The organism is Kitasatospora sp. GP82 (assembly GCF_029892105.1).
Lineage (GTDB): Bacteria > Actinomycetota > Actinomycetes > Streptomycetales > Streptomycetaceae > Kitasatospora.
Genome location: NZ_JARZAJ010000023.1, coordinates 68,241 through 83,865, shown reverse-complemented (window position 1 = coordinate 83,865; position 15,625 = coordinate 68,241). Strand labels below are relative to the sequence as shown.

The 15,625-nt window shown below is 69.3% G+C and carries 9 protein-coding genes; all 9 read right to left on the bottom strand.

Features of this window, described 5'->3' with window-relative positions:
* Positions 1 to 26 precede the first annotated feature (26 nt).
* Positions 27 to 4,436: a glycosyltransferase gene (locus P3T39_RS23965; RefSeq protein ID WP_280700869.1), complete on the bottom strand. Its 4,410-nt coding sequence runs from the start codon at positions 4,434 to 4,436 to the stop codon at positions 27 to 29.
* A gap of 5 nt (positions 4,437 to 4,441) precedes the next feature.
* Positions 4,442 to 5,533, bottom strand: a complete 1,092-nt coding sequence (locus P3T39_RS23960; protein ID WP_280700868.1) for a CDP-alcohol phosphatidyltransferase family protein — start codon at positions 5,531 to 5,533, stop codon at positions 4,442 to 4,444.
* 269 nt (positions 5,534 to 5,802) lie between these two features.
* Positions 5,803 to 7,341, bottom strand: coding sequence for a glycosyltransferase family 39 protein (locus tag P3T39_RS23955; protein WP_348534382.1), 1,539 nt, complete (start codon positions 7,339 to 7,341; stop codon positions 5,803 to 5,805).
* Between the two features lie 150 nt (positions 7,342 to 7,491).
* Positions 7,492 to 9,399 carry a 1-deoxy-D-xylulose-5-phosphate synthase gene (gene dxs, locus P3T39_RS23950; RefSeq protein ID WP_280700865.1) on the bottom strand — a complete coding sequence of 636 codons (1,908 nt, stop codon included), beginning with the start codon at positions 9,397 to 9,399 and terminating at the stop codon, positions 7,492 to 7,494.
* A gap of 367 nt (positions 9,400 to 9,766) precedes the next feature.
* Positions 9,767 to 10,690: a DUF4231 domain-containing protein gene (locus P3T39_RS23945; RefSeq protein WP_280700855.1), complete on the bottom strand. Its 924-nt coding sequence runs from the start codon at positions 10,688 to 10,690 to the stop codon at positions 9,767 to 9,769.
* Positions 10,691 to 10,832: 142 nt separating this feature from the next.
* A complete protein-coding gene (locus tag P3T39_RS23940; RefSeq protein ID WP_280700853.1) occupies positions 10,833 to 12,113 on the bottom strand; it encodes a sugar ABC transporter permease in 1,281 nt (426 codons plus the stop codon).
* Positions 12,110 to 12,898 (bottom strand): ATP-binding cassette domain-containing protein, encoded by a 789-nt coding sequence (locus P3T39_RS23935; protein ID WP_280700851.1) that lies wholly within the window; start codon positions 12,896 to 12,898, stop codon positions 12,110 to 12,112. The genes P3T39_RS23940 and P3T39_RS23935 overlap by 4 nt, the downstream gene beginning before the upstream one ends.
* A 184-nt stretch (positions 12,899 to 13,082) precedes the next feature.
* Positions 13,083 to 14,177: a substrate-binding domain-containing protein gene (locus P3T39_RS23930; protein ID WP_280700849.1), complete on the bottom strand. Its 1,095-nt coding sequence runs from the start codon at positions 14,175 to 14,177 to the stop codon at positions 13,083 to 13,085.
* A gap of 199 nt (positions 14,178 to 14,376) precedes the next feature.
* On the bottom strand, positions 14,377 to 15,573 hold the full coding sequence (locus P3T39_RS23925; protein WP_280700900.1) for an ROK family transcriptional regulator: 1,197 nt from the start codon (positions 15,571 to 15,573) through the stop codon (positions 14,377 to 14,379).
* Positions 15,574 to 15,625 lie beyond the last annotated feature (52 nt).

Here is a 15,625-nt window from a genome sequence, read left to right as displayed (position 1 = left end):
CGGCCGTACCCCCGAGAAGTAGAAGGTCACTTCTGCTTGGCGAGGGCCTCTATCGCGGCGAAGACCCGCTCGCTGTTGCGGGTGTCCCGGGGACCGAAGAAGGCCTCCACCCGCTCCCGGTACGGGCTCTGCATCACAAAGCCGTTCGCCATCGAGGCGATCACCTCGTCCACCGCGTGCTCGACCGTCCGGCAGGCCGGGCCGAAGCCGTCGGTGAGGATGTTCAGGTATCCGAGCCGGTAGTGCTTGCTGTAGAACTCGTCGAAGTCGAACGGAACGTAGACCAGCGGCGTGCCCATGTAGACCACGTCGAAGAACACCGACGAGTAGTCGGTGACCATCAGCGAGCACTCCTTGAGCGCGTCCTGCACATCGCGGGTCGCCGGGTCGGCCACCTCGACGGAGGGGTGGCTGGTGCCGAAGTGGTGCAGATACGGCCGGATCTCGTAGTGCGGGAAGAACTCCAGCGTCACGCCGAAGTGTTCGAGCGCCGCGAGCAGCCTCGGGTGCTTGATGAACTCCGAGAAGAAGCGGTAGTACTCGGACGAGGCGAACGGGATCTTCGGCTGGGCCGCCCGGTTGTAGGAGGGCGCCACGATGTCCCGACGCCAGGTGGGCATCAGCAGGATCCGGCGGTCCTTGCGGACCTGCTTGAGAGCGTCGAAGCGCGGCAGCCCGGTCTGCGCCATCCGCTCGAGGCCGTAGCCGAACTCCTCGGCGATGTAACGGTTCTCCGCGGCGGCGGAGGTGACGAACATGTCCACGCTGGTGACATGCCGCTGCGCCGACTGCGAGACGTCGTTGTAGATGACGCCGTGCTGGAGGAAGACCCGCTTGTAGCGCAGCAGATCGCCGTAGGTGGTCAGGAAGGCCCGCTTGTGGGTGCCGCGCGGAGTGAGGTACGCCTCCAGGTCGTACGGGCTGATCAGCTTGGTGGCGTGCAGCATGTAGAGCCGGTGCCGGGCGGAGCCGTGCGCCAGCACCTTGCCGTACTCGGCGACCTTGCCCCAGTCCGGGCTGCTCTTCTCGATCACGTAGTAGGCGTTGCGACGGCGCTTGTTCTGCCGCATCCAGCGGAAGAAGTGCAGGCCGTTGTCCTGCGCGGTGTCCTGGCGCTCGCCGATGAGCCAGATGTCGCGCCAGTGCAGCAGCGGGTACGTCAGCCAGTAGCCGAGCCTGGTACGCCATCCCGTGCGGCCCGGCAGGCTCCAGCGGAGCTGGCGGGCCGCCCGCCTGAGAGCGGCTGGCGCCCGGCCGGAGGCGGACTTGGCGAGGACGTTGAGGCGGACGGTGCCGTGTGGGTCCACGGTCAGCTCGTACTTGCGCCGGTCCACCCGGAAGACGCCCTTGTAGCGGTGCAGCGACATCCGCGCGGTGACCGGGATGTCCACCCGGTGCTCGCCGTCGGTGATCCGGACGAACAGCTCCTGCCGGCCCGCCCCCGCCCTGGCGAGGTGGCCGTCCTCGACCCGGGCGTGGAAGCCCGCGTAGAGGTCCTTCTCCTTGCGCACGTGCCAGCGGTCGCGCCGGTAGTCCTGCTCCAGCGGGGCGGTGACCTCACCGTGCGCCGAACGGAGCACCAGCTCAAGGCGGTTGTAGAGCGGCTCGGCGAGGTCCACGCCGGTCATCGAGAGCAGGCCCTCGAAGTGCAGGACGCCGTCGGCGGACTGCGCGGCCTCCAGGATCGCGCTCTGCTTGTCGACCCGCAGCAGCGAGCACTCGCTCTGCGCGCCGACCAGTTGCCGGTAGAGCCCGTCCTCGTCGACGTAGAGCCTCGGGCGGTCCTTCGGCGGCTCGCTGGGGTCGCAGAAGACGTCCAGGCTGCCGGTCCTGGCGGCGTAGTGCAGCAGCCGGGACTGCGGCTGGATCGCGTACTGCGCGATCAGCTCGTCGGGGATCGGCGCGTACTGGGCGCAGACCGAGGGGAAGAGCTCGATGAGCGCCTGGCGGCTCATGATCCGGTGCAGACTGCGCAGGTACGGCTGGTAGTTGCGGACCACCATCCGGAAGACGGTCTCGCGGATCTTCGGCTCGTCCTGCTCGGTGAAGGCCAGCAGGCCCAGGTGGAGCCGGAGCAGGTCGCGGGAGCGCTGCGGATGGTTCCACGGCGAGTCGAGGAAGGATCCCCGCTTCTCCTCCACCCGTTCCAGATGGACCACCCGGTCCACCAGGGTGATCTTGCGAGCGCGCAGCAGGGCGGGGAGGGCCAGCCAGGCTTCGTCGAAGTGCAGGCCCTCGCCGAAGCGCAGCTGGTACTCGGCCAGCCTGAGGGTCTTGAAGAGCTTGCCGCCGATACCGTCGGCGAAGAGCAGGAAGGGGGTGTCGGTCAGCTTCCTGACCACCCGGTTGCCCGAGCCGAAGTAGCGCTGCCACGGCGGCGGGGTGGCGGACTGCACCGGGAACTCCGCCGTATTGCCCATGATCACATCGGACCGGTCCTCGCGGGCGGCCATCAGCAGGGTGTGCAGGGCGTCCTTGGCGAGGATGTCGTCCGCGTCCACGAACATCACCCAGGGCGCGCCGACCTTGCCCAGAGCGGCGTTACGGGCCGCCCCCGCGCCCCGCCGGGCCTGGGAGATCACCGTCACATTGGCCCGGTAGGCGGCGAAGCCGTCCAGCAGGGCGGCCGTCCCGTCGGTGGAGCCGTCGTCGACCAGGATCACCTGCGCCCGTTCGATGCCGCGCTGCACACCGATCGACCAGAGGCAGTCCAGCAGCGTGGACTCGGCGTTGTGGCAGGGCACCACGATGGCCGCGGTGTACTTCTCCGGCTCCTCCGGCACCGCGGGCACGCCCGCCTCCCGGGTGAACCACTGCCAGTCGACGCTGGAGCGCTTCTTCGCCGCGACCAGCTCCAGGTGCTCGGCCGCGGTGCGCATGCAGAGGTTTCCGCTGACCGTCTCGTACGCCTCGAAGAGGGCCTTGCCGACCTCGAAGCGGTACTCGTCGATCTCGTGGCCGCGGATGCACAGCGCGGTGGTGTGGCGTTTGCCGTTCCACTCCACCTGCATCAGGAAGTTCCACCGGCCGCCCGCCTTCAGCGCCTTGGCGACGGCGTCGATGTCGATGACCGCCTTGTAGCGGATCGCCCGGCTGTCGACGGAGAACAGCTCGACGGGGTACTCGTGGGCGACGCCCTTGCCCTTGCGGACCACGCCCTTGAGGGTCAGCTGGTCCTTGGCGCCGATCCGCCCGAACTGGTTGAGGATCTCCCCCGCGATCTCGATCCGCTGCCCGGTCACCTGGAAGTGCGCCACCTGGTTGAACAGCTTGGCCTGGGAGAACTCCGCGGTGTGCAGGCCGAGCAGAGTGGCGTCCAGGAAGTGCTCGGCCTCCGGCAGGTGCAGTCCGGCGGCGGTCCAGTAGACGGCACCGTCGCGCTCCACCACGTCCGAGGCGACCACCGAACGGCGCTGGAGGTAGTCGGCGGTGGCGACGGCCGCGTCCAGCAGGTCGTGCCGAAGGCAGAAGGCGCGGATCCGCTCGATCACCCCGCAGCGCTCGTACGCCTCGGGGGTGATCGCGTCCAGGTACTCGGCCACGATCTGCTGGAACCGCGCGCGGAACTCGGGGCTCCCGCTGCGCAGGACGCCCATGTAGAGCTTGAGGTCGTGGGAGAGGAACTTGAGATCCTTGCGGATCTTCAGGTCGTACGCGCCCTGGGCCAGCAGGAACTCATCGGCTCTCCGGTGCACCCAGACCCGGTCGGCGATGCTGCGGATCTCGCCGAGCCGACGGGTGATCGAGGGGGTCTCGGAGCTGTCCTCGTAGAGCCAGCGGTAGACCGGTCTGGGGATGATGACGATGCCGGCGGCGCAGGCGTACGCCACGGTGGAGAAGAGAGTGTCCTCGTAGAACACGCCCTCGGGGAAGCGGATGTTGCCGCGCAGCAGGTACTCGCGGCGGTAGAGCTTGGCGGCGGCGATCGGGTCGTTGAGCAGCTCCGGGTAGTCCCGGATACCGGCGAAGCGCCGCTCCTCGGGGTCGGCGTGCAGGTCGGCGGCCCAGACCTTGGGCTCGCTGGTCTCCACGTTGATCCGCACCGCGCGGCCGATGGTGAGGTCCGCGCCGGTGCGCAGCGCGGACTCCAGCAGCTCCTCGCAGGCCTTGCTTGGCAGTTCGTCGTCGGCGTCCAGGAACATCACATAGGCGCCGGTGGCGGCCGCGACACCGTCGTTGCGGGGAGCTCCGACGCCACCGCTGTTGGCCTGGCGGGATATCAGCCGGATCCTGGGGTCGGCCTGGGCGAAGCCCTGGACCAGTTCGACGGTGTTGTCCTGGGAGTGGTCGTCCACCACCAGGATCTCGATCGCATCGACGGTCTGGAGCTGGGCCGACTGGATCGCGCGGCCGACCGTTCCCGCCGCGTTGTAGGCGGCGATCACCACCGAGACGGCCGGGGCGTGGGAGGCGACGTACTCAGTGCTCGGGCGCAAGATGTTCACCGGATTGTGCGCAGGGCCATGGTCGGGCTGTCCTCTTCCGCCGGGTAGGACCCGGCGGGCGGCCGCTGCCGCGGCGGGGGCTCGGTGTTCGGCCGGGTCCCGGTGTGCTGGTGGGGCAGTTCGGGCTCGGCCTCGTCCGGCGGGCGCAGGCCGGCGGCGATCTCCAGGGTACGGCGGCGCTTGCGCATGGCCATGTCGGCCATGGTCTGCTCGAAGTCCTTGGTGGAGAGCCAGAACTTGTACAGGATGGCGAGCTCGAAGAGCGCCAGGCCGACCGAGACCACCACGGTGACCAGGCCGATCCGGCCGACTATCGGGGCGACGATGAAGACGCCCATCTGGAACTCGATGCCGCTGATCAGATGGGTGCGGATGCGGTGCCGCTTGAGGAAGTTGCGGGCCCGCATGTACCAGGGGAAGTTCTTGCGGAAGCCCTGGTGCAGGTCGACGATCTCGGCGTCCTGGGTCTCCAGGTGGACCTGGGCCTGGATGATCTCGGGCTGGGCGGTGTCGAGTTCGGGGTTGTCGCGGAGCAGGTCCTCCATGAAGAGCAGCGACTTGCCGCTGACCCCGTCGGTGCTGCCGCCGCTGACGGTCTCCAGCTTCTTCCGCATGCCCTGGCGCATCTTGTAGATCTGCAGCGCGTTCACGTAGCGGATCATGTCGAGGAAGATGACCAGGATGGCGAGCCAGAAGTACATCTCGGTCGGGTGGTCGCGGAACTGCCCGACCATCAGGCAGAGCGCGCAGATGACGACCCGGATCCGGTCGAAGACGTAGTCCAGCCAGGCGCCGAAGATGCTGCCGTTGCCGGTGAGACGGGCCAGCTTCCCGTCCATGCAGTCGAGGATGAAACTGAGGTGGTAGAGCCCCGCGCCCAGCAGCAGCGCGTAACGGTCGCCGAGCGCGAACAGCCAGGCCGAGCCGAGGCCGAGGAAGAGTGCGGCCCAGGTGATCTGGTTCGGGGTGATCCTGGTGTGGCGGGCGACCCAGCGCACGAGGGGGGTGGCCACCGGGTCCACTAGGACCACGGTCCACCAGGCGTCACGCTTCTTCAGCGTGCGGTCCCTGACCTCGGCGAGGGTCATGGTTCTGCGGTGCGATCCCCGCCCCGCCACGCGCTCCTCCGAGGAGTCGTCTATGTCACCGGCCAACGCCACCGCTTGCCACGGTCCTTCCTCGAACGTCCTGTTGGCCCCGGGGATCGCGGTGTGGTCGCTGGGTCTGGCGCCATGAGTTCATCATGATCTCATGAACAGATTACCGGGCTTGGGTGTCCTCTTGAATACGGCATTGCCAAGGATCGGATACGCACCATCACCCGGCTGCGGACCGCCCTCGGGGCGGCCGCGCGCCCTCACTTCTTGAGGCGGTAGATCACCGTGTCGGCGTTCACCGCCACCACCTCGTACTTGCTGTCCAGCAGGCTCTCGATCCGCGGGATCAGCACCGGCTGGTACGGGGCCCGGCCCGAGTCGTCGACCACCACCTCGGGCAGCCCCTTGGACAGCTCCTGATCGAAGGTCTGCCAGGCGTCGCTGACGCTGTACTTCTCGCCGACCTCCTGACTGCTGTCCTTGCCTCCGCTGAAGTTGGTCAGGAAACCCGCCGTCAGATAGCGGGTGACCGGACGCCGGTCGGCCAGCCAGTACAGCTCGGGGTGCATGCCCCAGATCAGCACGGTGTCCTTGGGCGTGGTCTGCTCGGCCACCGTGGTGGCGACCTCGGTGGTGTGGGTCAGCTTCTGGCCCGGCCAGAACATCCCCAGACCCCAGAACACCGTCGCCGCGACCGTGGTGTACACCAGCACCGGCCGCCAACGGATCGCCGAGGTGCTCACCGCACCCACCCCGAGCAGCACCAGCGGCGGCATCAACTGCAGGTAGTAGTGGCCGAAGAAGTGGAAGCCGGTGCTCACCGCGATCACCGAGGAGAGCAGCCAGACCCACAGGTCGTTGGTCGATCCGTACGCCTCACCGGCGACCGGCGAGGCCACCGGACGGCCCCGGTACTTCAGCCAGAGCCGCTGGCCCACCGGGGCCAGGAAGCCCAGGCCGGCGACCAGCAGGATGCCCGCGTTGCCGAACGCGCGGCCGAGCATCTGCAGCCAGGCCCCGCCGAGTGAGGCGTAGTCACCACTGCCGGTGACCACCCAGAACAGGAAGCCCTTGGGCTTGGTCAGGATCACCGCGACCAGCGCTATCGGCAGCGCGAAGCCGAAGCAGATCTTGGCCAGGGCGGGCCGCCAGGCCACACCGCGCTGCCGGGCGTCCTGCCAGAGCATCCAGAGCACCGGCAGCAGCACCGCGCCGCCGGTCTGCTTGGTGAGCGAGCAGAGGGCCACCGCGATCCCGGCCGCCAGCCAGCGCCGCCGCTCCGCGTACCGGAAGGCGGCCACCATGGCCGGGAGCATGAAGACCTCGAAGGTCGCCGCCTGGGTGTCCTCCGGGGAGAGCCCGATGGAGACCAGCAGATACAGCGCCCCGGCGGTGGCCCCCGCGCGGTTGCCCCAGCGGCCGCGGGCCAGCGAGGCCAGCAGGACGGCCGTGATCAGGTGCGCCACGATCGCCAGGGTGCGCAGCGGCCAGAGCGAGAGCGATCCGAAGACCGCGAAGCACGCCTCGTACAGCCAGGGCAGCAGTGGGGGCTTGCGGTCCACCACGGTGTCGTACAGCACGCCGCCGTCGGCCAGCATTCGCGCCTGGGTGGCCAGATAGCCCTCGTCGGGGCTCCAGACCGGGCGCAGGAAGGAGGGGATGTGGGTGACCACCGCCAGCAGGGCGAGGACCGGGACCACTCTGGTCCAGTACCCCGTGCGGACACGCTCGGAGAGCCGCCGGCTGAGGCGGTCGGTCAGGCGGCCGGCCGGTGCCGCGCGCGTGGGGGAGTCAAGCACAGATGACAAACTACCCGGCGGGACCGACGCCGGTGGTGTCGGTCCCGCCTTTCAGTCAGATCATCCGACAGGCACGTGACAGATCGTCTCCCGATCGGCCGTCATCGAACCGAGGGCGATGTGTCCTTGGTCACGCGTCCGTGGCGGCCGTCAGGCCTCGACGGTCACCCGGTCGAGCCGGGCCACGGCCTCGGTGACCTTGCGGGCGATGTCCGGGGCGGTCAGTCCGATCTCGGCCAGGATCTCCTCGCGCTTGGCGTGGTCGAGGAACTCCTGCGGGATACCGAAGTCACGCAGCGGCAGGTCCACGTCCGCGTCACGCAGGGCCTGGGCGATCGCCGAGCCGACGCCGCCCGCCCGGCCGTTGTCCTCGACCGTGACGACCATCCGGTGCTCGGCCGCCAGGCCCGGCAGGGCCGCGTCCACCGGCTTGACCCAGCGCGGGTCCACCACGGTGGAGGTGATGCCCTGGGCCGCCAGCAGCTCGGCGGCCTCCAGGCACATGGTGGCCATCGCGCCGACCGAGACGATCAGCACATCGGCGCGCTTGTCGCCGCTCGGCTCCGCGCTCTCGCGCAGGACGTCCATACCGCCGATCCGGCCCAGGGACGGGACGGCGGGGCCGACCGTGCCCTTGGAGTAGCGGACCACGGTGGGCGCGTCCCCGACCTCGACGGCCTCCCGCAGCTGGGCGCGGACCTGCTCGGCGTCACGCGGCGCGGCGAGCCGCAGACCGGGGACGACCTGCAGGATCGACATGTCCCACATGCCGTTGTGCGAGGCGCCGTCGGTGCCGGTGACGCCCGCGCGGTCGAGCACGAAGGTGACACCCAGCTTGTGCAGGGCGACATCCATCAGCACCTGGTCGAAGGCCCGGTTCAGGAAGGTCGCGTAGACCGCGACCACCGGGTGCAGACCGTTGGTGGCGAGCCCTGCCGCCGAGACCGCGGCGTGCTGCTCGGCGATGCCCACGTCGAAGATCCGGTCCGGGTACGCCTTGGCGAACGGGGCCAGGCCCACCGGGTGCAGCATCGCGGCGGTGATCGCCACGATGTCCTTGCGCTCACGACCGAGCGCGACCATCTCCTCACCGAAGACGGAGGTCCAGTCCTTGCCCGAGCTCTTGATCGGCAGGCCGGTCTCCGGGTGGATCACACCGACCGCGTGGAAGCGGTCCTCCTCGTTCTGCTCGGCGGCGTGGTAGCCGCGGCCCTTCTCGGTGAGGCAGTGCACGATCACCGGGCCGCCGAAGCCGCGCGCCTTGGTGAAGGCGGACTCCAGCGCCTGGAGGTCGTGTCCGTCGATCGGGCCGATGTACTTCAGGCCCAGGTCCTCGAACATGCCCTGTGGGGCGATGAAGTCCTTCAGGCCCTTCTTCGCACCGTGCAGGGTGTCGAAGAGCGACTGGCCGACCACTGGGGTGCGCTGGAGCGCCTCCTTGCCCCAGGTCAGGAAGCGCTCGTAGTTCTGGGTGGTGCGCAGCGTGGCGAGGTGGTTGGCCAGGCCGCCGATGGTCGGCGAGTACGAGCGCTCGTTGTCGTTGACGACGATGACGACCGGCAGGTCCTTGCAGTCGGCGATGTTGTTGAGCGCCTCCCAGGCCATACCGCCGGTGAGCGCGCCGTCACCGATCACGGCGACCACCGGGCGGTCCTTGTGGCCCTGGATCTTGTTGGCCTTGGCCAGGCCGTCGGCGTAGCCGAGCACCGTCGAGGCGTGCGAGTTCTCGATCACGTCGTGCTCGGACTCGGCGCGGGACGGGTAGCCGGAGAGGCCGCCCTTCATCTTCAACCGGGAGAAGTCCTGGCGGCCGGTGAGCAGCTTGTGGACGTAGCTCTGGTGACCGGTGTCGAAGAGGATGCGGTCGCGCGGCGAGTCGAAGACCCGGTGCATCGCGATGGTGAGCTCCACCACACCCAGGTTGGGCCCGAGGTGACCACCCGTCTTGGAGACCTCTTCGACCAGGAAGCTGCGGATCTCCTGGGCCAGCGCGGCCAGCTGCGGCGGAGTGAGCCGGTCGAGATCGCGCGGTCCCCGAATGCGGGTCAGCAGGGCCACCCGTTCCTCCTCGTTCAAAGGGTCTCAGGCCCTTACCGGGCCCGACGGGCCTCGCTGCCCGTTTCGCCGACGCACTCGGCGAGTTCCCTCGTGCCCGGCTGGTCGAGTCTAATGTCCACAACTCGGACTTCTGCGGCGGGCCGTGCCCCTTCCGCCCGTTGAAGCCCAAGGGACTGATTTTACCGCCCCGCCAGCACCCGCTCGCCCGCCCGGGGCCGAGCCCCTGGCCTGCGCGTTCAACCCGAATACGGTACGGGCCAGGGCGGGCAGCGACCCAGGAGCGCGGGGCTCTGAAGGGTGCCCACTCCGGCCGGTTCCCGGGTTGAACGCGCGCGCCTGCTGATTCGCACCCCCTGGAGGGGCGTGCTCAGCGGGGGAAGGCTCGGCGGGCGCGCCAGGTGGTGTGTTCGCGGGAGACGGCCTCTTCCGCGTCGGCCGCCAGCTTGGCCCAAGTGGCCTCGGCGTCCGGCGTGTTGAGGTCCATCGTGGACAGCTGACCGGAGACGATCTCCAGTTCCCTGGCCGCCAGCAGATACGCCGAGGCCAGCGGCCGGAGCTGCTTGAGCTGGGTCCAGGCGATCACCGCCGCTGCCGCCGCCGCGCAGGCGCCGAAGGCCTGCACGGAGAGCGCGCCCGCCACCTGGGCCACCGCCGCCGCTCCTCCGACGATCATCAGGGACACCGTCGCCAGCCCCCAGGACACCGCCTGCGACTCGCACGCCTCCGCCCGCGAGCGGTACCAGATCCGCTGCCCGTCCACCCGTGCCCGCAGATACCTGGTCCGCCGGGCCGACAGCGCCGAGGCCCGCAGCTGCCGCATCTCCTCGGTGATCTCCGGCTGCGTCCCGGGCGGCACGATCTCCGGGTCCTCGAACGCCTTCAGCACATCGGCCACCTGTAGCTGGTACCGGCTCTCCGCCTCCAGCGACTCGGCCGGGCCCTCGAAGGGCTGTGCCCGGACCGCGTACTTCCAGGCCAGCGTCTTCACCGACTCGGCGGCGGCCCGCGCCTCGTACCAGCGCCCCTGCGGATTGGTGTTCCGCAGGCGGTACCAGAAGTAGCCGGCCCCCAGGAAGGCTGCGGCCGAGACCAGCGGGGTGGCATCCGTGCCGCCGTGGCCGCCCGAGCCGGGCAGCACGCTGACCACCGCCGCCGCGACCAGCAGCAGGATCTGCCACCGGTACCAGCGGAGGGTTCTTTGCTGCCCCTGGACCGACGCCCGGTCGGCCGTCCAGAACGGTTCGGGAAGCAGCTCGGCCTCGCCGCTGCCCGGTGGATCCTGTTGCACCATCGACGCGCCCCCTCACACCCCGTCAGCGGGCAGTATGCCCAGCCTCAACTCCCGTACACAGTGAGGTTTTCGGACAGTCGAGCGAGAAACGGGACGGGCCGTGGGTCGGTATGACCCACGGCCCGTCCCGGCGAGCTCCGCGTCAGCCTCTGCCGGCCGACTTCTGGGTCCGCCGGGAGACCGAGTCCAGCACGACCGCACCGAGCAGCACCGCGCCCGTGATCATGTACTGGATGGCCTGGTTGACGTGGACCAGGTCCAGGCCGGTGATGATCGACTGGATCACCAGGATGCCGAGCAGTGCCGACCAGGTCTTGCCCCGGCCGCCGAACAGGCTGGTGCCGCCGATGACGGCCGCCGCGATGGAGTTCATCAGGGCGTTGCCGCCGCCGAGCATCTTGTCGGCCGAACCCTGCTGGGAGGCGATGAACAGGCCGCCGAGGGCCGCCATGCCCGCCGCGATCATGTAGACCGAGATCCGCACCCAGGCCACGTTGATACCGGCCCGGCGCGCCGCCTCGACGCCGCCGCCGACCGCGAAGACCTGGCGGCCGTAGCCGGTCCGGCGCAGCACGAAGTCGGTGATGACGACGACCGCGAGGAAGATCACCAGCGGCAGCGGCAGACCCCGGTCCTGGTTCAGCGTGTACGCCGCCGCCAGGGCGATCACCGCGAGCACTCCGGTGCGCAGCGCGATCTCGCTCATCGGGCGGGCCGTCAGTCCGGCGGCGGTGCGACGGCGGTGGTCGAGCACCTGGCCGGCGCCGAAGAGCACGATGCCCAGGATGGCGAAGAGCCAGGCGTAGATGACGTCGCCGTCGCCGAGGAAGTAGGTGTCCAGGTTGGCGATGACACCGTCGTTGAGGACGTTCGCGGTGCCCTTGTCCCCGAGGACGTAGTTCTGCAGACCGCTCCAGGCGAGCATGCCCGCCAGGGTGACCACGAAGGCCGGGACGCCGATCTTGGCGAAGAAGAAGCCGTGCAGGGCGCCCATGGCGAGGGCGGCGGCGATGGCGATCAGCACGGCCGCCCACTCGTTGACGCCCGAACGCACCGACAGCACGGCCGCGATGGCGGCCGAGACACCGGCGAGCGAGCCGAGCGACAGGTCGATCTCACCCAGCAGCAGGACGAAGACCACGCCGACCGCGATCAGCCCGGGACCTGCGATCCACTTGGTGATGTTGGTGAGGTTGTCGGCCTTGAGGAAGTCTCCGGTGAGGCCCTGGAAGATGGCCGCGATCAGGATCAGGCCGAGCACGACGGGGACGGAGCCCAGGTCGCCGCTCTTCATCTTCCGCTTGAACTCGGAGAGATAGCCGGCGAATCCGGCTTCGCGGACCAGCAGTCGCGGGTCGATCGCGGGCGCTACCGCCGGGGCCGGGGCCTCTTCGGTGGCGGTGGTGGTCGGGTCGGTGGTCACTTCGCTTCCTCCGCGAGACGTGCCTGGCGCCGGGTCACGGCGTTCTCGGTGGCGCCGGTGATGGCGGAGATGATCTCCTCGTGCGAGGTGGTGGCCACCTCGAAGACGCCGTTGTTGCGGCCGAGCCGGAGCACCGCGACGGTGTCCGCGACGGCCTTGACGTCGGCCATGTTGTGGCTGATCAGGATCACGCCGAGGCCGCGTTCGCGCAGCCGCTCGACCAGGTCGAGCACCTGGGCGGTCTGCTCGACGCCGAGTGCGGCGGTGGGCTCGTCCAGAATGACGATCTTCGGGTCGCCGACCAGGGCACGGGCGATGGCGACGACCTGCCGCTGACCGCCGGAGAGCGCGGCGATCGGGATCCGGACGCTGGGGATGCGGATCGACAGGGTGTCGAGCAGCTCCTTGGCGCGCTTCTCCATCGCGACCTCGTCGAGCGTGCCGAAGCGGCGCAGCTCACGGCCGAGGAACAGGTTCCCGACCACATCGAGGTTGTCGCAGAGCGCGAGGTCCTGGTAGACGGTGGCGACCCCGAGCGCCTGGGCGGCCTGCGGCCGGTTGATGTCAACCGGCTTGCCCTCCCACTCGATTGCGCCCTCGTCGATCGGGTGGACGCCCGCGATGGTCTTCACCAGCGTGGACTTTCCTGCGCCGTTGTCGCCCACCAGGGCGACCACCTCACCGGCGTTCACCTCGAGGTGGACGTCGGTGAGCGCCTGGACGGCGCCGAAGCGCTTGGAGACCCCGCGCAACGCCAGTACGGGTGCGCCTGTCACGTGAACCAACTCCTTCGTTCCGTGCCGCTGGCTCTTCAAGGTGGCGGTGGCACGGCCTGCCGCGCGCCGACCCGGGCGCGAAGGGATTGTGCGAGAAATGAATGAACGGGGCGCGGCGGTAGTTCTGCACGCCGCGCAGGGCGGGCGGCGTCCCCTGGGGGATCGGGGAACGCCGCCCGAGCCGGACGGCCGGTTACTGCAGACCCGCGGCCTTGCAGGCGGCGGCGTAGTCGGCGGTGCAGATGTCGGCGACCTTGTAGAGGCCGTCGGCGATCACGGTGTCCTTGATGTTCGCCTTGGTGACGACCTTGGCGTCCAGCAGCTTGGCCGGGATGCCCTTGTCGGTGTCGCTGTCCGCGGTGGCGGTGGCGACGGACTTGATGTCCTTGCCCTGCAGCAGGTCGACGGCGAGTTCGGCGGCGTTGTCGGCGAGCGGCTTGTACGCCTTGTAGATGGTGTACGCCTGGTCGCCGGCGACGATGCGCTGGATGGCGTCGAGGCCCGCGTCCTGGCCACCGACCGGGACGGTGATACCGGCGGCCTTCAGCTGGGTGACGATGGCGGCGGCCATGCCGTCGTTGGCCGAGTAGACGGCCTGGAAGCCGTCCTTGCCCAGCTGGGTGATGGCGGCGCCGATCTTCTGGCCGGCCACGGTGGGCTGCCACTGACCGGACTGCTCGTAGACGACCTTCTTGACCTTGCTGTCCAGCACCTTGTGCGCACCGGACTTGAACTGACCGGCGTTCGGGTCGGCGTCATCACCGTTGATCATGACGACATTGGAGTCGGCGGCCTTGGCACCGAGCGCGTCGACCAGGGCCTGGCCCTGCAGCTCGCCGACCTTCTCGTTGTCGAAGGAGACGTACGCGGAGACCGGGCCGGTGGCCAGCCGGTCGTACGCGATGACCTTGACGTTCTTGTCAGCGGCTTCCTTCACCCACTGCTGGGTGGACTTGGCGTCGAAGGCGTCCAGAATGATGACCTTCACGCCCTGCGCGATCAGGGTGTCGAACTGCTGCTTCTGCTTCGAGGCAGAGCCCTCGGCGTTGCTGTACTTGACGTCGCAGTCGCTGCACAGCGCCTTGACCTTGGCCTCGATGAACGGCTTGTCGAACGACTCGTAACGGGTCGAGGAAGCGTTCTCGGGGAGCAGCAGGCCGATCGACTTGGTGTCACCCGAGGCGGCGCTGTCCTTCTTGTCACCACCGGCCTTGCCACAGGCGGCCATCGTGAGAGCCATCGAGACAGCGGCGGTGCCGACGACCGCGCGACGCATCATTGCGTTCATGGTGGGGGGTGCCTCCCTGACAGAGCCGCAACGTTGCGGCGAGGTGAAAGGAGTCAACCCGCCCCCCTCGCTTGCCGTCAATAAGTAAAACCGGAAGACCGACGATCCGAACCCTTTCGTTATCTTCCTGAAGGCGTAGCCGAGACCATTCAGCCCCGGAATCGGCCCCGGCCGCGCCCCCTCGATATCTATTGAAGCCTCAGAGGTGCCCCGCCACCGAGAGACCGGACTGTCGGATAGCGCCCGATTCGCCCATTTCGCTCATGACCAGGGCGAGTGCCCCGAGCACCTCGGCGCGGCCGCCGAGCGTGCCGGGCACCACCGACAGCTGGCGGGCGGCGCTCGGAATCGCGTACCGGGCCACCGAGTCCCTGATCGGCGAAAGTACCAGTTCACCGGCCTCGGCGAGGTCACCGCCGAGGATCACCCGGCGCGGGTTGAGCAGGTTGCACAGGGTGGCGACACCGGTGCCGATCTGCCGTCCGGCGTCGGCGATCACCCGGCGGCAGCCCAGATCGCCCTCCTGGGCCAACTGGACCACCTTGGTCAGGGTCAGTTCACCCGGATGGTTGGCGTTCAAGAGGTTGAGCAGGTAGCGCGAGCCGACGAAGGTCTCCAGACAGCCCCGGTTGCCGCAGCGGCAGACGGGTCCCGCCTCGTCCAGGGTGATATGTCCTATCTCGCCTGCCGTGCCGCCGGGACCCCGGTAGATCTGACCGTTGATCACCAGTCCGGCGCCGACGCCGCTGGCCACCTTGATGTAGGCCAGGTCGCTCAGGCCGCGCCCGGCGCCCCAGACCAGCTCGCCCAGCGCGCCGAGGTTGGCGTCGTTGTCCACGTGCACCTGCATGCCGAGCCGCTGGGAGAGCTCGCGGCCCGGGGTGATCCCCGTCCAGCCGGGCAGGATGGCGGTGGAGCCGAGCGCCCCGGTCTCCACGTCGATCGGGCCCGGCACACCGAGGCCGACCCCGATCACCTTGTCGGCGCGGAACCCGGCCTGCGCGAGCAGCCGCTCCACCAGCGCCTCGGCCCGGTCGAAACCCTGCTGGGCGGAGACGTCGACGTCGATCGGCTCGCTCTCCTCTGCGAGCACCCGGTGCGCCAGGTTCCCCACCGCCACCCTCAGGTGGGTGTGGCCGAAGTCGACGCCGACCACGATCCCGGCGTCCCCGCTGAGCGAGACGCTCCGGGCCCTGCGGCCGCCGGAGGAGGTGTCGGCGACCACCACGGTGCCGCCCTCCTTGAGTTCCCGGACGATGTTGGACACCGTGGCCGCCGACAGCCCCGTGCTCCGGGCGATCTCGGCCTGGGTCAGTGAGCCGGCCATCCGGACCGCGCGCAGTACCCGTTCGAGGTTTGCCCGGTGCAGTGAGGACTGCGATCCCGGTGTGTCCATCGACATGATTCACCCTTCCAGGGCTCGGGGACTCGACCGTCCCCGCCCCTGC

What these genes read in the sequence shown, in the direction of transcription:
- P3T39_RS23960 (WP_280700868.1), bottom strand. Translation starts at nt 5,533, where the DNA reads ATGACCCTCGCCGAGGTCAGGGACCGCACGCTGAAGAAGCGTGACGCC.
- P3T39_RS23945 (WP_280700855.1), bottom strand. Translation starts at nt 10,690, where the DNA reads ATGGTGCAACAGGATCCACCGGGCAGCGGCGAGGCCGAGCTGCTTCCC.
- P3T39_RS23930 (WP_280700849.1), bottom strand. Translation starts at nt 14,177, where the DNA reads ATGAACGCAATGATGCGTCGCGCGGTCGTCGGCACCGCCGCTGTCTCG.
- P3T39_RS23925 (WP_280700900.1), bottom strand. Translation starts at nt 15,573, where the DNA reads ATGGACACACCGGGATCGCAGTCCTCACTGCACCGGGCAAACCTCGAA.